Genomic DNA, 20,975 nt, shown 5'->3' on the forward strand with positions numbered 1-20,975 from the left:
ATGTCCACGCATCAGCGCGCGACTTGTTCCGACAGGGTGGTCGCACTTTGGTCATCTTCATCCGTCTCGGCATCTTTCACCTGGGTCGGGATCGGCAGGCCGTTTTCATCTGTTTCCAGATGCACGACGCCGACAGTCGCCCCTTCCTTGACCCAGTCATGGCCGACAACGATCAGTTCGAACTGTTGGGGCAGGCCGCCAATCCACACCCGTTCACGATTGCCGCCCTGAAGCTCGACGGGCAGGAAATCGACCTTGTTGCCGTCAACCACCGAGCGCACGCCAAGTTTTCCGTCGTCATTCAGGGTCAAGACCGATGGCAGAACCTGATGGGCGCGTTTGGTGCCAACCGGAATTTCCATCTCGGCGGTCATGCCGTCGGGAATGGAAAGATCTGTGTTGTCGATTTCAACTTCGACCCGGAAGGTGCGGGTGCTGTTGTCAGCAACACGCGCGGCATAGCGCACGATACCGTCATATTCAGTCCCGTCATACAGCCGCACATGGGCAAGCTGTCCCAGATCAATTGCCCGGATTGAATGTTCGGGCACATGGGCGACCACCAACATCGGGTCTGCCTTGATCAGGGTTGCAACAGGGTCACCAATCGACATCAGATCACCGATGTCTGCGGGCAGGTTTTCAACAATGCCGTCAAACGGGGCGCGGATTTCGGTGTGGTTCAACTCGGTTTGCGCGATTTTAAGGTCGGCTCGCGCCTCTTCGAGCAATGCCAGCGATTGGGCAACACCGGTTTTCGAGCGGTAGTTCTTTTCGGCCAGACTTTCGGCTGCCTTGCTTTCAAGTTCACGCTGGGCGACAAGCGCACGCGCCTTTTGAACCTGTGCCATGCGGCCATCAACGGCCAGCTTGGCAATCAGATCGCCCTTGTTGATGGGCTGGCCTTTGGCAACGCCAAGCTCAACAACGCTTGCTTCGGTTTCTGCCCGGATTTCAACGGAAATGACCGCTTCTGTCCGTCCCGATACTCTGAGGAAATCAACATGATCAACCGCATTGCTGGTGATGGTGCGGACACTGGCGCGCGGTTGCTCGGCCCCATCGGTGCCGGAGGCACCTGTCGTGCTGGCGTCATCACCCTGTGCCATGGCGGCGTCATCGGCAGTATTGTCTCCGACCAGATAGGCCGAGCCAATCCATATGACGGTCCCAACGACCAGAAAAATGGCAATAAGCCGTGATGCATTCATGTTCTTGTTCCCTCAAATATTCCGGTGGCGGAATGCGTCTTTGACATTTAGTCGGCACATCGTAGGCACGTCTTGTCTGCAACTGCGCCACCTCTTTGGCATGGTGGCCAGATGCAGTCGGGGGGTGTCGCCCGATCAGGATTTATTGGACTTGAAGGTCTTCAAATCTTTGATCAGGTCCTGTTTGTTGTCTTTGATGAATTTCACCGTGGCATCGCACATTGCCTGACCCAGTCCGGCGACGAACTTGCAACCGGGCTTGATGTTGCCGTCATCATCTCGGCCGGGGCCCGATGCACAGTCCTCTTTGTCCGGATTGTTCGGATCAATCAGGTTGTTCATGGTTTCATAGCGAACGGAAAATTCATCTATCAGCGCCTCGGTCAGCTCAATCGGAAGCTCCTCGGCAAAGGTCAGCGTGAACAGAATATCGGAACGGTACCGATCTTCCGCCGGACGGTTTTGCAACAGGGTGCGGATGAATTTCTGTCGGCCATCAGACGTCAGCCGATAGATTTTCTTGTCCGGGCGGTTTTCCTGTTCATGTTCGACAAACGTCACAAGTCCGTCTTGTGTCAGTTTGGTCAAAGCCGGATAGATCGAGCCAAGCGACGCGATTTGAAAATGGCTAAACGGGCCATCTTCAAACATCTTGCGGATTTCATATCCGGTCGCTTCGCCGCCCATCAGGGCGCCCAGGCAAAGTGTACGTACATCCATATTCTGTTCAGTGTCCTTTTTGACTTCCCCCGAACTGACGGCGTGCTGGCGGGGGAAGATGCCAGAACGACTATATCAGTTCGATATATGCCGGATTGTTATATATCGAACTGATATAGTCAATAGAATACGAGCGAAAATTCTGTGACGGTCTTTCCATCAGGACGATCCATGATGGTGCGATGTTACAGACGCCCCGCAAAATTCTATGGCCGCACATCAAGGGGATGTTGATCGGTTGGTCGCCAAATTGTCTTAAAATGCGACATCCTGCGTCCGTTTGTGCATAGTCGGACGCTTTTCACGTCCGACTATGCCTATTGAAACGATATAGTTGGACTGATGGGGCAAAACGGACCAACGCAGATGCAATATAAATGATCAGGAGCATGCCGAAATGGCAAGTTGGACGGACTATGTAAGTGTCGTGGTTGCGGTGATCGGATTGGCGCAGGCGGTATTCTTATGTCTGCTGCTACGCTCCGAAGGCGGACGTGCGTTTGGCGCGAACCGCTGGATGATCCTGTTTATCATCACCATCGCTTTTAATCTGGTCGAAGACGTCGCCGATATCTTCGTCATTGGTGACAGTGAAAGGTTGATGAACCTGTTCTTCGGGCCGATCAATTTCGTGATCGCACCGGCCGTCTATCTGTACTTCCGTGAAATATCGGGAAACCCGTCACGCCGACCATGGGCGCATTTCATTCCTGCCCTGATTGTTTTTAATCTGATGGGCTGGACGGTTTTTCGTCAGGAAGCGCAGGCCGGGGGGCTTTCTATGGCCGAGGTCGTCGATGCAATTTGCTGGGGCGCCATTTTCGTTCAGATATCGGCCTATATAGCACTTCTGTGGCGTGTGGCGTGTCGTTACTTCCGCCAGACACAAGTACAGCTCGGCGCGGATCGAAAGGCGATGCAACGCTGGATGGGGGTCATCCTGGGTGGCGTGACGTTTGCTTTTATTTCCGTGGCCGTGGGGCGGATTGTCGGACTTTATATGCCTGATAGTACGGACATGTTTGGCACCGAAATCGCCTTTACCCTCGCGCTGTTTGCCATGAGTTATGAAACCGCGACCCGCCCGGTTCTGTTTGTCATGCCCGACTGGCCATCCGATTTCGAATCTGACGACATCAGGGGCGGCGGCGACCTGTCGCGTCCATCAAACGTATCAAATCTACCCAATCGAAACATGTCCGATGCGAGTACCGGCTCAATTACCAGTGTGGCGGCACGAAGCACGGATGCGTCAGACAAAGAGGCACGTCCGGCAACAACCGAGCCGACAGGCGTGCGACCGTTGCTCGATGAAGACGGGGTTGAACGGGTGGTCGCCTTACTGGGTGATTTTCAGCGGCGTGGTGACATCCTGAACGATCCGCTGGTGTCGATGCCAAAGCTTGCACGTGCAGTTGGCGTGTCGCCCAATCAGCTGTCGTATGTGCTTAATCACCATATCGGGCAGAATTTCTTTGATTTCGTCAATAGCGCCCGGATCGAGGAAGCCCGATCGGTCTTGCTGCTGGAGCCTGATCGCACCATTCTTGATGTGGCGCTCAGTGTCGGGTTCAATTCGAAATCGACGTTCAATCTGGCGTTCAAGAAAATGACCGGTGAAACCCCAAGTGCGGTGCGTGAGGCAGCAAAGCAGGCGGAAAACCAACAACCCGCAGCGTCCGAAGTAGCACCCGAACGACCAGATACGCAGCATAGGACGCCATAACAGTAATTTGCCGATAGAGCTTCTGCAGTTTTTAGTGCAGGAGCCCAAGAAAATGTATCGCCAGTCTAAGACCCATTCCCCCAATAAAGGGACAAAAATCATCGCGCCGACGGCCGATGATCTGCGACAGATACAGCGTCGTCGAAAATTGGTTCTGCGGATTGGGGTCGTGATGCTCTTGGTTTTGGTGGCCGGAAGTCAATCGATGGCTGCCCGCGAAGGCTATCTTCACCAGATGATCACGACGATTGGGATTGTTGCGATTGCAATCTGTATTTTCGGTCGCGGGTGGTGTTCGCTTTATATTGGCGGACGCAAAAGAACCGAACTGGTGACGCGTGGTCCATATTCAATCTGTCGTAACCCGCTTTATGTTTTCAGCTTTATTGGCGCTTTCGGGTGTGGGGCACAGACCGGCAGTGTGACGATGGGTTTTATCTTTTCTCTGGGATGCTGGCTGGTGCTTCGAAGCGTCGTTTTGCGTGAAGAGGCAATGTTGGCTGAACGGTTCGGCGTGGTCTTCACGCGCTATCAAAACACGGTGGCACGCTTTCGGCCGACCTGGTTCCGCTGGCAGGATGAAAACAAACTGATCTGCCAACCATCATTATATCTTGCCACCACACGCGATGCCTTGTGGTTTCTAATCGCAATCCCGGTGTTTGAAGGTGTGAAGTTCTTGCAGGATCACGGATGGTTGATGCCACAGATCAGGTTGCCGTAACATAAACGGGCGGGGCGAGGTTCCGGGGTTGGGGGTGAGCAGCCTCTATCGGGTTTGGCTAAGGCTTTCTCAGGCCGCATCATCCTCTGGCTGACCACCATGCGATATGATCATTTGCTTGCGATCAGAAGCGCGCAGCGGATCAGAATCAAGGGCAAGTGCCGCCTCAAGCTTCTGCGGATCAACGGTCAGGATGTTGGTGGCTTCGCTTTTGTCTTTGTCCGACCAGATATGGACATGACATTCCAGCGCTATGTAGCGGCGCATGGGGGCGTCAAGATCAAGCTTTTCAAGCGTATCGATCTCATATTCACCTGCGGGCAGCAATCCGTCATGACCGGGCAGGTGGGTTGGATGAAAGAACGTCACCGTGCGATGGGTTGTGCGGGTAATGCTCATGATCATGGCTCCTTCGAGCAACCGGCGCTTCGCGATGCGATCTATTGACCCGCAAAGCGTTCCGGCAGTTTGACAGGGCCCGTGTTCCCGATTTTGATCCCGATCTTTCGGGGCATCCTGTTGCGGGCAGGGACCCTGAAACAACATGCGTGCTATTTTGCAAGTTAGACGCGAAATAGCTTATATCTATAATATGGTAAGGTTGCCGCGAATGTGCAATTCCATACCCGCCATGTATTTGGAATTACGCATGTTTTTAGTGGTTTAGAATGTCGGTCGGGGTGGATGGGCACCCAAAAAGGCTGCATCCTTGGCAAGGGCGGCGTCCAGATCCGTCGGAGTGACGCTTAAAATCCGTTCGGACATCATGCCGTTGATTTTTGTCCGCAGGTGCAGTTCCGTCGATACCCGGCGATAGGCCGTGATCGAGACGCTTTCGATCAGCTCCTCGGTGGTGTCGACCACGTATTTCCCCGCCGGAAAAAGGTCTTTAAACCCGCTAAGCTGAAACGGATGGCGGAACGTCACTGTCTGGTTGGATGTGCGCGAAATGGTCATGATTCTGGTGCCCTGTAACGTTGGCGAACGGTAAAACAACGACGGAGGGGCATGCCCCTCCGTCCGTGCAAAGATCAAAGATCAGTCGTTCGCACCTTGATGCGGGGCGGGCATCGGGGCGTGTTCTGCGGCCGATTTATCGGGCAGCGATCCGGGCGCATCGCGTGTGACGCCGTCCAATGGCTGAATGGGGATGTTTTTGACCGTCTCGGGATGGGTTTTGGAAAAATCGCGAAATGACATGATCTGTACTTTCCATGGTGAAGCACAAAATGTGCTTCCTTGTTGGAAATGTAGAGGATCGGCGCAATAGCAAATCGCGATGATCGATCCAGTGGCATCGGCAACCGCCATCCCCATGATAAGGATCAGAAATTTGGGATAAAATATATTTTCATATCATCAGATGAAATAAAACCAGTGCGCCCAACCGCCGATCCCTATACCCCGCGCAGATTGCCCCAGACATGCACGTGCCATTGTGGCAACACGCGCACATCAAACCATTTGCGTTTGGCCACCTCATCAACCAGCCAGCGATAGCGCGCCGTCAGCCCGTCAAAATCAACACCGTCCACGCCATCGGGATGCGGTTCGGCGGGGGTATCATTGACCGGCTGCACACAGACCGGAATGCCGGTGTGAAGACGGCGGACATGATCGGCAAACAGAAGGTCGGCCTCATCGCGCACCGGGAATTTCAACGTGATCGCCGGACCACACAGCATCCCCTTGGCATTGGCCGCATCAATGCAGGCGTTAAGCGCATCGGCGTCAAAGCTGGTCGAGGCACTGGGCGGTTTGGGGCTGATGGTCAGGTAATTCAGATCGGCAAACCAGTCCTTGGCGATGCTGCCCTGTGTTTCAATCGCAAAGCTAAAGCCTTCTTTCTGACCGAGCTCAATCAACCGGCCCAATGGCTGGATCGCCGGATTGCCGCCCGACAGCGTGATCAGGATCGGCGCACCACCGGTCAGTTTTTTGACTTCATCAAGCACAGCCTCCGCACGCATCGGTTTCCAGTCGGCACGAAAGGCCGGATCAACCGCATAGAGCGTATCACACCACGCACAGCGAAAATCACAACCGCCCGTGCGCACAAACACCGTCGGCATGCCGATCAGGGTGCCTTCGCCCTGCACGGTCGGGCCGAAAATTTCCGATATGCGGATTTTATCGCGGGACTGCGACATATCCGCCAAGTGCGGGTCTTGAACGGTCATGGCCGATATTCCGCCCATGTTTTCGGGGTTTCCGAAACGCGCACGGCCGATACTTCCGGCCAGCGATCATGCGCCCAGTCATAGAAAAACAGGGCCAGTTGCTCGGCCGTCGGATGATCATGGCCGAGAACTTCATTGAGGTGCCGATGATCAAACTCATCATCAATCAGGCGTTTAAGCGGCCCAAGTTCGCGGTAATCACGCACGAACCCGCGCGCGTCAAGGGTCGCCCCCTTAAGCTCCACCTCGACAATATAGTTATGGCCATGCAGGCGTGAACAGGGGTGATCGGCATCAAGTCCGGCCAGTTGGTGGCTGGCGGAAAAGGCGAATTGTTTGGTGATGGTAAACATCGGTTTTCTTTCGGTATTTCTTTGGTGCGGCGAACTTGCGGCGCGAGATCCCCGCCTTCGCGGGGATGACGATGTGTTCCCTTAATTTAAGGAAGCCCCGTCATGCCCGCGAAGGCGGGCATCCATGGTCCATGTCGCTGCACATCAAATTGTATGAGGATTAATTTGTGGTGTTATCCCGGTGCGTTCTGGCGGGCAAATTTCCGCGCCACATGGTCGGCGTGGGCCTGTTTCCAGTAATCGCGATCCTCATAAACCGTCGGATCTTTGACGCACGCCAGCTCAAGCGCTTCGCGCCGCTCGACACAGGTACCACACCGCCCGCAATGGGTGTCATGGCCCTTGTAGCACGACCATGTCAGGTCAATCGGCACGCCAAGGCGCCCGGCCTCAAGGGCGATGTCGGCCTTTGATACATGGACAAACGGCGTATAGAGCGAAACGTCCTTAACACCGTCAAGCGCGTGGTTTTGCATGGCGGCAAAGGCGGTGATGAAATCGGGGCGGCAATCGGGATAGATGAAATGGTCGCCGCCATGCACGGCGGTGGCCACCGCGTCCGCCCCGGCACTGGCAGCAGCACCAAAGGCCACGGCCAGCATGATGGCATTGCGGTTGGGCACAACAGTAATGCGCATGGTTTCTTGCGCGTAATGGCCATCGGGCACATCAATCTCATCACTGGTTAGCGACGATCCACCCAAAAGGGCACCGACCGAGGTCAAATCCACAATGTGATGTTTAACCCCAAGATCACGCGCGGTACGGGCGGCGTAATCGAGTTCCTTTTTATGGCGCTGGCCATAATCGAACGAAATCAGGGAATGGAGTTTATGCTCGGCCGCGACCTTATAGGCCAGCGTGACGGAATCCAGCCCGCCAGAGCAGACGACAATCGTCTTCATAGTCATATGTCTTTCGTGTTTTTAACCTGGTGCTACGACAGGGGAACGTTACATCGTTCCAAGGGTGCGCGGTGTGCCACGCCATCGGTAAAAAGGCAAGAAAAAACCAAGTATCTCCACCATGTCACATTGGCAGGGATGCTTGGTTTTTGATCAAAATATCGGGGGTGCCAAACGCAGCCTTACCCGTGCGTTCCGCTAAGCACATGAAAACAAATCGGAACCTGAAAATGGCCGTCTTCGATATAGGGCGAAAGTGTTTCAAACATCGCCGCATTAAGTGCGCCCATCTCCATATCCGATGCTTCGCGCAGGATATGGCCAAACAGCATGTCCATTTGCGGTTTCCAAAATGCTACCGTTTCGGGAATGCGCCCCGCCGGGCTGTGGGTGGTGGCATGAATGCCCCGAAATCCGGCACTTTCAAGCCGCATCATCGATTGATCGACATTGCCAAAGCTAAACGGATCAAGCCCGGCCTTGTCAAACCCGATGCCAAGGATATTGCCCAGCACCGCATCCATCGCGGCAAAAAGCGGATTATCGACCAACGGCGCCCAGACCATAAATACCGCCCGGCCCCCGGCCCGCAACACCCGATGACTTTCGCGCAACGCCAGATCGGGATCATCACAAAACATCACGCCAAACCGGCACGACACCACATCAAACGACTGGTCGTCAAACGGCAGTTTTTCCATATTGGCGGGCATGACGGTGATGTTGGCAATGCCGTCTTCTTGGGCGCGTGCACTTAATCCGTCGCACATCTCGGGCACGATATCGGTGGCGGTGACATGGCCGGTAATACCGGGTGTGTTAGCGCTAACATCGCGCTGCCCCGAAAGCGCACGGGCAAAGGTAAAGGCCGGTTCACCCACCCCGGATGCCAGATCAAGTATCGCCAAATCCGCCCCGCCTCGCGCATGGGCAAGGGCGGGAAGATCAACCGCCTCAATCATATGACGATTGATTTTTCCCGCCGCCGGGGCAAGGCGATCCGCCCAGTTGATCCAGTCAGCGGAAAGGTTGTGCCACGTCGTTTGGTCCTGATGGGTCATGATCATCCGAGCTGTCGGTTTAAAGATGCGACGACAATAGGGGGAAAGACGGCCCGAAATAAAGGCAGTTTTGGATTATCTGTTGCCTCACATCCAAACGCGGTCTGCGTCAATAAGCAGACGTTTGGCGACAGGTGATGGATGGCACAGCAAAATGACACAGAAACCGCAATAGCGCGCCTTGCCAAATCAGGGGTTCTCATGGTGTTGGCCTGCGTGCTGTACCTTGGATTTGTCGGGACCCTGTTTGCCGGGTTCACCGCCGATATTCAGCGCGACATGCTCAGCCGTGAAATCGCCACATCCGCGCCCGGTGATCTGGAACGCATGATCCGCCAAAGCTTTTACGAGGCCGAGCTTCGCGAAGAAATCAAACAATTACAAAGCGATATTCGCAAAACAAACACCGCAGCCCTTGAAAAATTCCGCATCGGGCTGACGCTTCGCAAAGATGCGATGGCGGCCTTCTGGCAGGCCTATGACGGCGCCGCTGCCCTCAGCACAACCGTAACGCAAAACCGCGCAACGTTTGAGGATGATTTTGTTGCCGCCTACCTTGACGCCATGACGATGGCGCATGATTTTGTCGCCAGCTTTCAGGCGCAAAAGCAAAACCCGTCTTCGGGTCAAAACCCGCCCTCTGATCAAATCAAGGACGACACGGAGACATCCGGGCGATTGCACACATATGACGGGGCACAGATCGTCGCCGCCCTTCGCGCTGCGCTGGCCAAACTGGCCTTTGCAGACACGACCGGCGATATCGGCTTAACGGTTGTCAGCCCGTTTGAACAAGGGGTCTATGACACGGTTGATCAGCTTGGCAAAACGTTTCGACACTTTGAGGATCAAAACATCCAGTCGCGGGTCGTGTGGGAAAACATCCGGGCGGAGCAACGCCAGGTCAACAAGATTTTACGCAACATGCAGGCCCAGATTGACGAGATCGAAGAAGAACTTGCCCTGAGCAAGGGCAAAAAGGAGATCGATCTTTCCGCCCTTGTCGCCCTGTTTCAAAACCCGATTGGCGGGTTTCTGTCCATTCTGGTGCAGTTGCCGACCATCATGCTGACCCTGCTGGTCACGGTCGCTGCCGGGGGATTGGGGGCGGTGGTTGCCTTTACCCGCCAGAATTTTGGGCACAGGTCAAAAGAGATGCCGCAAAACACAGACCCCGGCCCCCCTCAAACCCGTTCAGATGTACCTAGTTCAGACCAACCGAACTCAGTCCAGCCCGACCCAGCAGCACATGCAGCCCATACGCCCTATACGCCCCATACGCCCCATACGTCCTCTGACGCCGCACCGGATGACACCGCATATGGCCTCATGGCCTCGGCCCGTCTGCTGATGATGACCGGGGAGGGGATCGCGGCCGCAATTGCAATCTTCCTGTTCTCAGAAGCCGGCATGTTGATGCTGACCCAAGGCGGGCCGAATGGCAGCGGGCAGGTCGATATCAGCCCGTATCTGGTGACCTTTATGGCGTTTGTCTCAGGCTTCATGGCCAAGGACGCCTTTAGCAAAATTCAGGATGCCGGGCACAAGATTTTCAAAATCCGCGATAATGACGACGCGTCTAGTATGGGGCTTTGAGGCTGATTTGATACGGCGCTGATCGGCAAGGGGAGCGCCGCCGCGATTGCGATCTTTGTGGTTTCAGAAGTCGGGATGCTGATGCTGACGCAAGGCGATCCGCCCAGTTGATCCAGTCAGAGGAAAGGTTGTGCCAGGTGGTGTTGGTGTGTGGTCATGTGGGGCTCTTTTCATGCGATCTTGGATCTCACAGTAGGATCAAAGCGCTGTTGATGAAAAGATGTCAGCGACGATTTTTGTTTTCTCAAAGAGCTTTACCCAGCTTGTTGCTTAAGTGGAGTAGACAGCTAAAACTGCGGGCTAAATCAACATCGGGAGTTGCTTGTTCGCAATTTTAGGTATTAAATAACTTCATGATATTAACGCATTAGGAGGGGGCGTCAAAGGCATGGATCGCCGGGGTGAAGGTATTGAACTGAGCGGCAATCAAGAAAACCGAATTGTCTTTGATGTCCCTGCCGATGACGACAGATTCTCTGGGGGAGGGCATTCCAGATCTGCCAAAGTATTGGCGCAATCAGTTGTGCAAATCGCTAACCAAAAGGCTGATGGTTCGATTGGTCTCGAGGGTGAATGGGGCGCAGGAAAGTCAACTGTAATTAACTTGGCGAAAAAATACTTAGAAAAAATAAGTAAAGATGAGAAATACTATCTTTTTACTTTTGATATGTGGGGGCATAAAACTGAAGAGTTTAGGCGTTCATTTCTTGAGTCATTGATCGAATGGCTCGGAGATACTGGTGTCGTAAGTTCAAAGTTCTCAGAAGATTCTCTAGATCGAGTACGAGACCGTGTGAGGACAGTAAAAAGTAACAGAATTAGGGACTACAGTTTACTGGGTTTGATATTGGTTATATTTGGACCACTTCTCCCGATTGCGTACATTTGGCTAAGCCCGTTTGCTTTTTCAAAATCGATAAATGTAAATGTGATGGGGTATAGTCCTTGGGAGCTTGTTTTAGGTCTCATGTCTTTCATTTATATTATGTTCTTATTGAGAGTTGTTTATTTTTATTATTGTTTTTCATCGGATATAAAAAATAAGTTTTTTATAAAAGACAAAAAAGAAGAATTCAGTTGTTTCAAGAAGGTAATTTTTTTCCTTCGTGCAGCTACATCCGGTTTAAAATGGGCGATAGCTAGATCGGTTGTCGTTTTTTCAAACGAGGTCGATAAAGATACCATAACACAAAATATTAGAGAGACAGATCCTACATCTGTAGAGTTTCATAATATTTTGGATGATATATTAAATGAGATTCAATCCAAAAAACGTAGATTAATTATCGTTTTGGATAATATTGATAGACTACCTATGGATTCTATTGTTGATGCATGGGCGGATATTAGGTCAATTATATCGAACGGTCGAAGTAATTATCTAAATTCATATGTAATATCTATCGTGCCTTATGATCGTGGTTGCGTGACATCTGCTATGTGCGCTGATACTGCTCCCGCCGTTACCCAAATGAGGGGCGTGTTCGAGAAGACATTCGTCAGGATAATCAGGGTTTCTCCGCCCGTGTTGTCTGACTGGAAGGGTTACTTCGATAGCTGCGTGGAGCGAGCGAATTTAGCGGATTGTGGTAAAGATGATGCTTTCCGCCTTTTCAAGTTGTTGGATTTGAATTTCCAACTGGAGCATGTCCATCCGACGCCACGAAAAATCCTTAAGTATGTAAATGATATCTCTACTTTGTGGGGTGAGTGGTGTGGAGAGTTGTCGTTCGACAGCGTGGCACTTTATGTGCTGCATCGAGAAAAAATAGAGGATGATAGGTCAGCTCTGCTTTCACAAGACTTGGTTAATCACAGATTCTTCTCAGTTCTTGAGTGCGATAATTGGAGGAGAGAGTTGGCTGCACTCTACTTCAATGTAGATCGGGAGATGGCTAATCAAGTCCTTCTAGGCCCAGAGATTTCACGATGCTTGGTGAAGGACGACGAGGGCCAAGAGTTACTGCGACTTTCAGGTATCGAAGGCTTTCAAGAGATTATCGTCGATATTGTACCGATTGAGGCTTATCGCTGGCTTCAATCTGGTTGGCAGCAGTTCGTTACAGCATTGGAAAACATAGCCTTACTGGACGTTGAAGGGCAGATAGGCAAGACAATTTGGGGTGAAATATTGAAGGCTGTGAGCAATACAGACTACAGGATTTCTGCGCCGGACGCTGAGGTTGTGCTGAAACTCCTTCCTTCGGTGTCCAGAATTCCAGATTTTGTAGTTGTTCGTTTGCTCGGCGAACTGGTGAGTTTGTGGCTGTTCTCGAAGAAAGAGAATCTTGAAAGTCATTTCGAGATTGGTGCTAGTTGGTGGCACTTTTTCTCAGAAATACTTAACGCTGCAGAAAAAAGAGCTGGGAAAAAAGGTCGAATTGAGTTTCTTGCTAAAGCGAAGGTTTTGACCGACGCGCATGCGGTGCTGGGTGCATCTGAAAATGTTGATGGAGATCTCGTTCAAGAATTACTGGAGAAGGGAACTGCTAAAGGGCAGCTTGTTCAGGCATTTACTTTGGCACTCGATACGAGGCCACAGAAATTACCTGCAATGATGTTAGGCGGACGGAAGTTGTTTAACAAAGAGCAGCTTCTTCGTTGCTTAAAAGTGGTTGTAGAGAGGCTTCAAACGAACAAAATTTCTGGTGCTGAGGATCTGAATGCTGCCGTGCGTGTGGCGGGCGTGATTTATTCTACGCTCAGGTCCGAAAGAAAGTTGCAGCCGCAGGACGATGAATTGCTCTCTGTCTTAAGTTTGGCGCGAAAAGATGGATCTTGGTTGAGACAAGGAATGATCCTTAACAAGGCTTCACAAGAAGCCGTAGGGATTTGCCTTTGGCTTCACCTAATCTCAGCTGCAAAAGTTAGTGAGCAATCCTCAATTCAAATACCTGATAATCATCCAACTTTTGGGGCTCTCGCAGAAGTAAAGACCTGGGCAAGTGGGGTCATGTCTGATGGAGAGCGGCTATCTGAAGGGGAACGTGATCGGCTAGCAGAATGTATAGAAGGTAGTGACGATTTTAGTAGCTTGCTAAATCTTGCTCTGGCAGAGAATCAGAATAAGTCTCTGAGCTCAGTTGTTCTTAATATAATCTTAGCTAGGGCAAAGTATTCGAGAATGCATGTTGGTACATACATTAAATCATATGAAAGACTTCAAGGTATCGTTGGTGGGGAAGTTGCCCGTAAGTCACTTGAAAAGTTCTCTAGTTGGCATGGCTCTTACGGGCCGGTTATTGAAGAACAGGGCATTAAAGGGGTTCCCTCATCACTTATTGAAGACATCTTTAGTACCAAACCTAGCTATAAAGTGAGAGACCTGATTGGTCTGATTATAGGGAAACTAAAGAAAGTAACTTCGGAAGAGTGGCTTGAAGAGTTAAATGCCGAGGGGGATTATCTGCGTCTTCTGATTGCGATTCGTTCCCACGAGAATGTCCAATTGCCAGCCGGAGCTTTCCGTCCTGCATTGTTGGGGCACATTGAAGGCGTTTTGACAGGGAGTGTTTCTCCGCAAGAGTACTCAGACGAATGGCAGAAAGTCTCTTCCTCGTTACCACCAGTGTCGAAGAAAGCACTGTTAGCAGATATTTTGCAAAAACTTTCTCGAGTTGTTCCGACTGCTGAAGGTGTTGGTGTATTCTGTAGTATATATGAGGATATGCTTATGGATTTGCCGATTGAGAATGATCCAGACGTTTTCTTCAATAAGTTATTTTTCCAGATAGTAGGTAGAAGGTCTGATTTCGGAGAGCGCTATCTTGTTGGGCAAAAAACTCGGTTGCAGTCTGCGTTGGCTGCAACGACCTCTGAGACTCAGGAAGGGTTGATGGAAGAGATGCAAGGGATTTTCGACGCAGATGGCGATTGGGCGTACGATATGAAACGTTTATCGGGCCTCGTCATTTGGGAACCCACTGAAGTCGATGATGAGGAGAGCTCCAAAGCTGATTAATAGGACTCTATATCTTGATAAGTCTGTTGTCGGTTTCTCTGAGTGAGTGTTTAGCAAATAACAAGTGCGCGGGATGCGGTTAATGAAAACCCGGCTCCAAGGTAGCCGGGTTTTCATTTGTAAGTCCAAAATTTTCGAAGGATCAGCCGTTCGTCCCATACCGTGGCGCATTGCGCTGGGCGTTGGTGGCGGACTCAGCATAGGCTTGGCTGGCCTGTGCGGTCTGGGTGACCTGCGATTGCAGGACCTGCTCGTCACGTTCCGGGGTGATGTCGGCGGCTTCTTCTGACGGGCTGCTGTTATACAGCTCGGTCAGGCGCTGCTCGATGGATTTAAGGCCTTCGTTCAGGCGATCTTCGGTTTCGGTGATGTTGCCGTTGATTTGCTCATTCAGCGCGCCGAGGCCCTCAAGGAACTCACGCGCATCATCAAGACCGCGTTTAATGCCTTCGCTGGCCTTTTCGAAAATCTCGCGGGCTTCGCCTTCGGTATCGGAATTGGCGGCAATCAAATCACCGACACGGGCCAGAATACGGTCAGCCACGGCTTCGGGGGTGTAATCACTGGGATCAGCACCCTGAATGGAAATGCCGGTTGACGACAGGCTTTCATTGATCGCCGCGACGATCTTATCAGCCGATAAAAGATTGGCCGATTGAGAGGACAGGGAAACCGATGTCGCGGCCGCAAAGGCCGATGTGCCGTTGTTCCCGGTTTTGTCCGCGTCACTTTGACCGGGCAAATACGATTGCGCCGAGCGCGAAGAAGCGCCGGTTTGCTGGGACGTCAGGCCGCCAATGGTGATATCCATATTCGTCCTCCCTGGACGAGAGCGTTGAAAGCTGTGCCACATAATTGCACGTGGACCCAAGCACCGATACGCACGCCAAATCCGTGCACAATCAACGACTTGGTAAATACCAACCCCTAATATGGCATGGATGGGGGTAAAAATCCAGTGGTGTTGCGAAATTTCGGGTTGATCATCGTGCCGGGTGGATCTGCGTTTGCGGCGGGGACGGGGCGTGAAATTGACAGTATTTGCGCCGATTTCATGTGATCTGATGTTGCACAGCGGCCAAAGCCCGCTTATGAACACAGGTTCAGATTTATATGTAACCCAATTTGGTATGGCAGGCGCGCTTTTATGATCCGCGCCCGAGGCCAACAAACGGGCCCCGATAGGCAGGAGTTGAGTAAGCGTGGCGAACTATCAGGACAGTGCGCGGGAATTTGAAAAGCGGTGGCAGGCGTATTGGCGCGAAAACGATACCTATCGCACCCCCAATCCGGGCGATGCCGATTTTGACGCGACCAAAAAGAAAAGCGTCATCCTTGATATGTTCCCCTATCCAAGCGGGGTGGGCCTGCATATCGGCCATCCGCTGGGCTATATCGCGACCGACGTGAAGGCCCGGTTCGAACGCATGCGCGGCTATAATGTGCTCCATTCCATGGGCTTTGATGCCTTTGGCCTGCCGGCGGAACAATTCGCCATTCAAACAGGTCAGCACCCGCGCATCACCACCGAAGCCAACATCGAAAACATGCTGCGTCAGTTGCAGGTCATCGGGCTTGGCCATGATCCGCATCGCCGCTTTGCCTCGACCGATGTTGATTATTACAAATGGACGCAGTGGATTTTCCTGCAACTTTTCAACAGCTTCTATGACCCGACGATTGAGTGGAAAGGCCCGCAAGGCCAGACCATTTCCGGCCGGGCCCGCCCGATTGCCGAGCTGCGCCCGCTTCTTGAATCTGGCGTCTGGTTGCTCGATGAAGATGGCGTGCCGCAGCCCAAAGCCGTGATTGGCGATGGTACGAAGGCCGAGGGATCGGAAATTGACCGCGCCATTGATCGCGGGCGTCTGGCCTATGTCGATGAAGTGCCGGTCAACTGGTGCCCGATGCTGGGCACGGTGCTGTCGAACGAGGAAGTCACCAATGACGGGAAGTCCGAACGCGGTGATTACCCGGTTTATAAACGTCCGTTAAAACAGTGGATGTTGCGCATTACCGATTATGCCGACCGTCTGGTTGGCGATCTCGAAGGGCTTGATTGGCCCAACGGCGTTGTTGAAATGCAAAAGGGCTGGATTGGCCGTTCGGTTGGCGCGCGTGTCAACTTCCCGGTCACCCGCACCGATGGCATCGAGGATAAAATCGCGGTCTATACCACGCGCCCTGATACCATCTTTGGCGCGACCTATATGGTGCTGGCCCCGGAACATCCGTTGGTTGATAAACTGACCACGGACGATGCCAAGGACGCGGTCGCGGCATATCGCGAACAGGTCAAGCTGGCCGGGCCGGTATCATCCAAGGACGAAGCCAACCGCGAAAAAACCGGCGTGTTTATTGGCGCGCATGCGACCAATCCGGTCACCGGCGAAGACATCCCGGTGTGGATTGCCGATTACGTCCTGATGGGCTATGGCACCGGCGCAATCATGGCCGTACCCGCCGGTGATCAGCGCGATTTTGAATTTGCCCATAAATTCGATCTGCCGATCAAGGCCACCACCAGGCCGTCCGATGCCTGGCTGCGCGCCAATGCGCCCGATGGCACCGATGACCTTGATAATGCGGCGTTGCTCGCCCTTTATGAAACCACGCCGGGCACGTTCAAGGTCGCCCAGACCGATACCGGCGATACGATCAATTCCGCCAATGACGGCGTTTCGCTGAACGGGCTTTCGACCCCGGATGCCAAGGCCGCAATCATTGACTGGATGGAAGCCAAAAACATTGGCCGGGGCCGGGTGCAATACAAACTGCGCGACTGGCTGTTTTCGCGTCAACGTTACTGGGGCGAACCGTTCCCGGTGCTGTTTGATGAAAAAACCGGACAGGTGCATGGCGTGGCCGAGGCGGCCCTGCCGGTGGTTCTGCCCGAAATGACCGATTTTAAACCGCAATCGAACGAAGACCCCAATTCTGAGCCTGAACCGCCGCTTGCACGGGCCAAGGACTGGATGGAAGTCACCGGGATTGTGCTTGTCGATGGCTCGGTCCTGCCGGTTGATGCGGCTGTGGGTGCGACCCATGCCCATGATGGCAAGGATTATGAGGTCCGCGCGTTTAAACGCGATGCCAACTCTATGCCCAACTGGGCGGGGTCGTGCTGGTATTACCTGCGCTATTTCGATGCCAACAACACGGACGCCTTTGCATCCGATGCGGCTGCGGCCTATTGGGCCAACACCACCGATGATGCGGGCCATGCCAAGCCGGGTGCGGTTGACCTTTATGTCGGCGGGGCGGAGCACGCGGTGCTGCATCTGCTGTATTCGCGGTTCTGGCATAAGGTCCTGTTTGACCTTGGCCATGTCGGAACGCCCGAGCCGTTCCAGAAACTGTTTAATCAGGGCATGATTACCGCCGATGCCTATACCGATGCGCGCGGCGTGTATGTTGATATTCACGACGTTGAAATGCGCGATGTCGATGGCAAAAAGCAGCCGTTTAACGCCAAAACCAACGAGGCCCTGACGACGGTTCCGGGCAAGATGGGCAAGCGCTATAAAAACGGTATTCCGCCCGAGGAAATCTGCGATCAATATACGATTGATACCTTCCGGACCTATGAGATGTATATGGGACCGCTCGACAGCTCCAAACCGTGGCAGTCCGATGCGATCATTGGCATGATGCGGTTCCTGTCCAACGTCTGGAAAGTCACGACCCAGATGGACCGCACCGACAGCGTTGATGGCAAGATCGAAACGATCCTGCATAAAACCATCGCCAAGGTGACCAAGGACGTGGCCGAGCTTCGCCATAATACCGCCATTGCCGCCTTGATCGAGCTGACCAATGCCCTGACCAAACAGGACGCGGTGCATGATGATCATGCCAAGGCATTGGCATTGATGGTCGCCCCGTTTGCCCCGCATCTGGGCGAGGAGCTTATGAGCCGCTTGGCCGCCGATGAGTTTGGCAGCAAAAAATCGGTGATCAAGTTTGACTGGCCGGAATTTGATGCGGAAAAAGCCAAGGACGACGCGTTCGAAGTCCCGGTTCAGATCAATGGCAAAAAACGTGCGTCTGTGATGGTCGCAGCAGACGCCGATCAGGCAACGGTCGAGGCATTGGCCAAATCAGACGAAAACATCGCCCGCCATCTGGAGGGCAAGGAGATCGTCAAGGTGATCTACATCGCCAAGCCGACCCCGAAATTGCTTAATATCGTGGTCAAGGGGTAAGCCCCTTGCCGTGATCGGTTTTCAAGCAGGGCGCGTCGATATGACGCGCCCTGTTTTGTTTGTTGGCCCGGTTTTATTACCGAATGGAGTTTGGCTCGGACCCGGTGCAGTCGGTGCGTTTGCTTTCAGCGGGCAGGTCGCGCGCCAGAAGCGACAATTCGGGCAAGACATCCTGACGGCCAAAAAGGATCGCCAAAGTCCCATCACACAGCATGTCGTAAACGGCCAGATTAAACACCGCCCGATTGTCGATGCCCGTGCGGTTGGCCTGAAACAGGGTGAAGACATTTTCCGTTGCCACTGCGACATCCAGGACATCGATCACATCGGAAAGGCCCAACTGATCGCGCAGGTGGAAGCCTGAAAATCTTTCAATGATCGCCGCGTCAAGCCGGTCATAGGCCAGCATGTTGAGCAAGGACTGATCACTGGGCACCCGTTCAAAATTGACATCCTGACGGTTGGTGATGACGGAAGGGTAATGATAGGCCGACAGGCCAACGTGCAGTCCGGCCAGATCATCCGGATGTGTGAGGGGGGCGGCAGAAGGTCGGTCTGATTTATAGAAAATCATATTATCGCGCCGGTAATAAGGCACGGACGCCAGCGAAACCGGCAGCTTGCTTAATGACGGGAATGCGCCAAAGGCATCATATTCCCCCGAAACAAAGGCCTGAACCGCACGTCGTACGGGCAAGACATCAATCACAAAGTCCTGACCGGTGCGCTTGGCAATTTCATGATACATCTCGATGAAAACGCCACGGGTCCGGCTTTCGGCCATCAAGGGGATATAGGGCAGGACAATGCGCACCGGGGTACTGTCTGCGCGGGCATCATGGATGCCGACGCCAAGGCAAAAAACAGCCATGAGAATGATGGAAGATAATTTTCGCATGAGCAACGGATTGATTTTCCAAAGATTTATTCTATCACATATTTTTGGGGTTCCTTAAAGCAGTTTGGGCTTTGCTCTTTTATTGACGGGTATGGCCAGTCTGGCTAGAAGTCAGTCAGACTTCATTTCAAGGGTTGAGCAATGGGCCACGGGCGCAAGATTTCTGTTATCGGGTTGGGCTATGTCGGGTTGCCCGTTGCGGTGGCTTTTGGCACGGCCATCGGACGCACCGTTGCCTTTGACATCAACACATCCCGTATTGCGCAGCTTAAAGCCGGTCATGATGCCACGGGTGAAGTTGACGCGCATGAGTTGGCCGCCGCCGACCTGTTGCTCAGTGACGATCCGCAGGATCTGGCGAAGGCCGATTTTCATATCGTCACCGTGCCGACCCCGATTGACAGTTCCAACCGCCCGGACTTATCACCGTTGCGTTCGGCCTCAAAAACCGTTGGTGCCATTCTTAAAAAGGGCGACATCGTTGTGTATGAAAGCACGGTGTACCCCGGTGCGACCGAAGACGAATGCGTGCCGATCCTTGAAAAGATTTCCGGGCTGAAATCGGGCACTGATTTTACGGTCGGCTATTCGCCCGAAAGGATCAATCCGGGCGACCGTGAACATCGCTTTACCACGATCACCAAGGTTGTCTCGGGTCAGGACACGGCGACGCTTGATATCGTGGCTGATGTCTATGGCAGCGTTGTTGTGGCAGGCATTCACAAGGCACCAACCATCAAGGCCGCCGAGGCTGCCAAGGTGATTGAAAATACCCAGCGTGATTTGAATATCGCGCTGATGAATGAATTGTCGCTGATCTTTGACCGGGCGGGCATTGATACCCGTGACGTTCTTGACGCCGCAGGGACCAAGTGGAACTTCCTTAAATTCACGCCGGGTCTTGTCGGCGGGCACTGCATTGGGGTTGATCCCTATTATCTGACCCATAAATCAGAAGAACTTGGCTATTACCCGCAGGTGGTTCTGGCCGGGCGTCGGGTGAATGACGGCATGGGCGAGGTTGTTGCCAATAAAGTCATCCGCGCGTTGCTGCGTGAAGGGGCAACCAAAAACCCGACCGTGACTGTGCTGGGTCTGACCTTTAAGGAAGATGTACCAGACATCCGCAACACTCGCGTGATCGATATCATTCGCGAGTTGGAAGATGCCGGGATCACGGTTCAGGTCCATGACATGCATGCCGACAAGGCGGAAGTCGCGCATGAGTTTGATGGTTTGGAGCTTTATGGCGACGATGATCTCAAACCGGCTGACGCGCTGGTGCTGGCCGTGTCACACAAGGAATATGTCGCCAAGGGCTGGCCGCTGGTGCAAAGCTTGCTGAAAGACGGCAAGGGATTTGTTGCTGATGTGCGTGCTGTTTTGCCGCGTGATGCGGTGCCCGCTGATATCGACCTTTGGCGTCTGTAGACCG

Annotated in this window: 17 protein-coding genes; 6 read left to right on the forward strand and 11 right to left on the reverse strand. The window is 53.1% G+C overall.

The genetic code is table 11. From position 1 onward, the window contains the following. Positions 1 to 11 precede the first annotated feature (11 nt). Positions 12 to 1,211: an efflux RND transporter periplasmic adaptor subunit gene (locus AC0VXT_RS04875; RefSeq protein WP_475547721.1), complete on the reverse strand. Its 1,200-nt coding sequence runs from the start codon at positions 1,209 to 1,211 to the stop codon at positions 12 to 14. Positions 1,212 to 1,346: 135 nt separating this feature from the next. Continuing rightward, positions 1,347 to 1,931, reverse strand: coding sequence for a PadR family transcriptional regulator (locus tag AC0VXT_RS04880; RefSeq protein WP_475547722.1), 585 nt, complete (start codon positions 1,929 to 1,931; stop codon positions 1,347 to 1,349). 397 nt (positions 1,932 to 2,328) lie between these two features. Between AC0VXT_RS04880 and AC0VXT_RS04885 the strand changes: the two genes are divergently transcribed. Both AC0VXT_RS04885 and AC0VXT_RS04890 read left to right on the forward strand, forming a co-directional pair. Beyond that, positions 2,329 to 3,657 (forward strand): helix-turn-helix domain-containing protein, encoded by a 1,329-nt coding sequence (locus AC0VXT_RS04885; RefSeq protein ID WP_475547723.1) that lies wholly within the window; start codon positions 2,329 to 2,331, stop codon positions 3,655 to 3,657. A gap of 52 nt (positions 3,658 to 3,709) precedes the next feature. Beyond that, entirely contained in the window at positions 3,710 to 4,381 is a 672-nt protein-coding gene (locus AC0VXT_RS04890) for a methyltransferase family protein (protein WP_475547724.1), read from the forward strand. Between the two features lie 69 nt (positions 4,382 to 4,450). Here AC0VXT_RS04890 and AC0VXT_RS04895 read toward each other — a convergent pair whose 3' ends face one another. From AC0VXT_RS04895 to AC0VXT_RS04925, 7 genes are all read right to left on the reverse strand, one after another. After that, complete coding sequence (locus AC0VXT_RS04895; RefSeq protein ID WP_101302587.1) at positions 4,451 to 4,780, reverse strand: hypothetical protein; 330 nt, start codon at positions 4,778 to 4,780, stop codon at positions 4,451 to 4,453. 264 nt (positions 4,781 to 5,044) lie between these two features. Then, positions 5,045 to 5,338: a hypothetical protein gene (locus AC0VXT_RS04900; protein ID WP_475547725.1), complete on the reverse strand. Its 294-nt coding sequence runs from the start codon at positions 5,336 to 5,338 to the stop codon at positions 5,045 to 5,047. 81 nt (positions 5,339 to 5,419) lie between these two features. Continuing rightward, on the reverse strand, positions 5,420 to 5,581 hold the full coding sequence (locus AC0VXT_RS04905; protein ID WP_165792330.1) for a hypothetical protein: 162 nt from the start codon (positions 5,579 to 5,581) through the stop codon (positions 5,420 to 5,422). Positions 5,582 to 5,778: 197 nt separating this feature from the next. Then, positions 5,779 to 6,561 (reverse strand): 7-carboxy-7-deazaguanine synthase QueE, encoded by a 783-nt coding sequence (gene queE, locus AC0VXT_RS04910; protein WP_475547726.1) that lies wholly within the window; start codon positions 6,559 to 6,561, stop codon positions 5,779 to 5,781. Then, positions 6,558 to 6,914: a 6-carboxytetrahydropterin synthase QueD gene (queD, locus tag AC0VXT_RS04915; RefSeq protein ID WP_412776932.1), complete on the reverse strand. Its 357-nt coding sequence runs from the start codon at positions 6,912 to 6,914 to the stop codon at positions 6,558 to 6,560. The genes queE and queD overlap by 4 nt, the downstream gene beginning before the upstream one ends. Positions 6,915 to 7,087: 173 nt before the next feature. After that, on the reverse strand, positions 7,088 to 7,825 hold the full coding sequence (gene queC / locus AC0VXT_RS04920) for a 7-cyano-7-deazaguanine synthase QueC (protein WP_475547727.1): 738 nt from the start codon (positions 7,823 to 7,825) through the stop codon (positions 7,088 to 7,090). Between the two features lie 176 nt (positions 7,826 to 8,001). Further along, complete coding sequence (locus AC0VXT_RS04925) at positions 8,002 to 8,880, reverse strand: class I SAM-dependent methyltransferase (protein WP_475547728.1); 879 nt, start codon at positions 8,878 to 8,880, stop codon at positions 8,002 to 8,004. Between the two features lie 141 nt (positions 8,881 to 9,021). Between AC0VXT_RS04925 and AC0VXT_RS04930 the strand changes: the two genes are divergently transcribed. Together AC0VXT_RS04930 and AC0VXT_RS04935 are read left to right on the forward strand one after the other, a co-directional pair. After that, on the forward strand, positions 9,022 to 10,476 hold the full coding sequence (locus AC0VXT_RS04930) for a hypothetical protein (RefSeq protein ID WP_475547729.1): 1,455 nt from the start codon (positions 9,022 to 9,024) through the stop codon (positions 10,474 to 10,476). Between the two features lie 388 nt (positions 10,477 to 10,864). Continuing rightward, positions 10,865 to 14,437, forward strand: a complete 3,573-nt coding sequence (locus tag AC0VXT_RS04935; protein ID WP_475547730.1) for a P-loop NTPase fold protein — start codon at positions 10,865 to 10,867, stop codon at positions 14,435 to 14,437. Positions 14,438 to 14,579: 142 nt separating this feature from the next. Here the strand turns inward: AC0VXT_RS04935 and AC0VXT_RS04940 are convergent, their stop codons facing one another. After that, positions 14,580 to 15,248, reverse strand: coding sequence for a DUF5610 domain-containing protein (locus tag AC0VXT_RS04940; protein WP_339717240.1), 669 nt, complete (start codon positions 15,246 to 15,248; stop codon positions 14,580 to 14,582). A 391-nt stretch (positions 15,249 to 15,639) separates the two neighbouring features. Here AC0VXT_RS04940 and AC0VXT_RS04945 point away from each other — a divergent pair, with 391 nt between their 5' ends. Further along, positions 15,640 to 18,642 carry a leucine--tRNA ligase gene (locus tag AC0VXT_RS04945; protein ID WP_475547731.1) on the forward strand — a complete coding sequence of 1,001 codons (3,003 nt, stop codon included), beginning with the start codon at positions 15,640 to 15,642 and terminating at the stop codon, positions 18,640 to 18,642. A gap of 76 nt (positions 18,643 to 18,718) precedes the next feature. Here the strand turns inward: AC0VXT_RS04945 and AC0VXT_RS04950 are convergent, their stop codons facing one another. Then, positions 18,719 to 19,513, reverse strand: coding sequence for a substrate-binding periplasmic protein (locus AC0VXT_RS04950; protein WP_475547732.1), 795 nt, complete (start codon positions 19,511 to 19,513; stop codon positions 18,719 to 18,721). Positions 19,514 to 19,681: 168 nt separating this feature from the next. Here AC0VXT_RS04950 and AC0VXT_RS04955 point away from each other — a divergent pair, with 168 nt between their 5' ends. Continuing rightward, the gene (locus AC0VXT_RS04955) at positions 19,682 to 20,971 is read left to right on the forward strand and encodes a nucleotide sugar dehydrogenase (RefSeq protein WP_475547733.1); all 1,290 of its coding nucleotides are present in this window, start codon (positions 19,682 to 19,684) and stop codon (positions 20,969 to 20,971) included. The last annotated feature ends 4 nt before the right edge of the window (positions 20,972 to 20,975 follow it).

It is taken from the genome of Thalassospira sp. Z349TD_5 (genome assembly GCF_056173045.1).

Bases quoted from the DNA above. Each gene is read 5' to 3' on its own strand.
- AC0VXT_RS04885 (WP_475547723.1), top strand. From the start codon at position 2,329: ATGGCAAGTTGGACGGACTATGTAAGTGTCGTGGTTGCGGTGATCGGA.
- AC0VXT_RS04955 (WP_475547733.1), top strand. From the start codon at position 19,682: ATGGGCCACGGGCGCAAGATTTCTGTTATCGGGTTGGGCTATGTCGGG.
- AC0VXT_RS04875 (WP_475547721.1), bottom strand. From the start codon at position 1,211: ATGAATGCATCACGGCTTATTGCCATTTTTCTGGTCGTTGGGACCGTC.
- AC0VXT_RS04900 (WP_475547725.1), bottom strand. From the start codon at position 5,338: ATGACCATTTCGCGCACATCCAACCAGACAGTGACGTTCCGCCATCCG.
- queE (WP_475547726.1), bottom strand. From the start codon at position 6,561: ATGACCGTTCAAGACCCGCACTTGGCGGATATGTCGCAGTCCCGCGAT.
- AC0VXT_RS04935 (WP_475547730.1), top strand. From the start codon at position 10,865: ATGGATCGCCGGGGTGAAGGTATTGAACTGAGCGGCAATCAAGAAAAC.
- AC0VXT_RS04950 (WP_475547732.1), bottom strand. From the start codon at position 19,513: ATGGCTGTTTTTTGCCTTGGCGTCGGCATCCATGATGCCCGCGCAGAC.
- AC0VXT_RS04940 (WP_339717240.1), bottom strand. From the start codon at position 15,248: ATGGATATCACCATTGGCGGCCTGACGTCCCAGCAAACCGGCGCTTCT.
- AC0VXT_RS04930 (WP_475547729.1), top strand. From the start codon at position 9,022: ATGGCACAGCAAAATGACACAGAAACCGCAATAGCGCGCCTTGCCAAA.
- AC0VXT_RS04925 (WP_475547728.1), bottom strand. From the start codon at position 8,880: ATGACCCATCAGGACCAAACGACGTGGCACAACCTTTCCGCTGACTGG.
- queC (WP_475547727.1), bottom strand. From the start codon at position 7,825: ATGACTATGAAGACGATTGTCGTCTGCTCTGGCGGGCTGGATTCCGTC.
- queD (WP_412776932.1), bottom strand. From the start codon at position 6,914: ATGTTTACCATCACCAAACAATTCGCCTTTTCCGCCAGCCACCAACTG.
- AC0VXT_RS04890 (WP_475547724.1), top strand. From the start codon at position 3,710: ATGTATCGCCAGTCTAAGACCCATTCCCCCAATAAAGGGACAAAAATC.
- AC0VXT_RS04880 (WP_475547722.1), bottom strand. From the start codon at position 1,931: ATGGATGTACGTACACTTTGCCTGGGCGCCCTGATGGGCGGCGAAGCG.
- AC0VXT_RS04905 (WP_165792330.1), bottom strand. From the start codon at position 5,581: ATGTCATTTCGCGATTTTTCCAAAACCCATCCCGAGACGGTCAAAAAC.
- AC0VXT_RS04895 (WP_101302587.1), bottom strand. From the start codon at position 4,780: ATGAGCATTACCCGCACAACCCATCGCACGGTGACGTTCTTTCATCCA.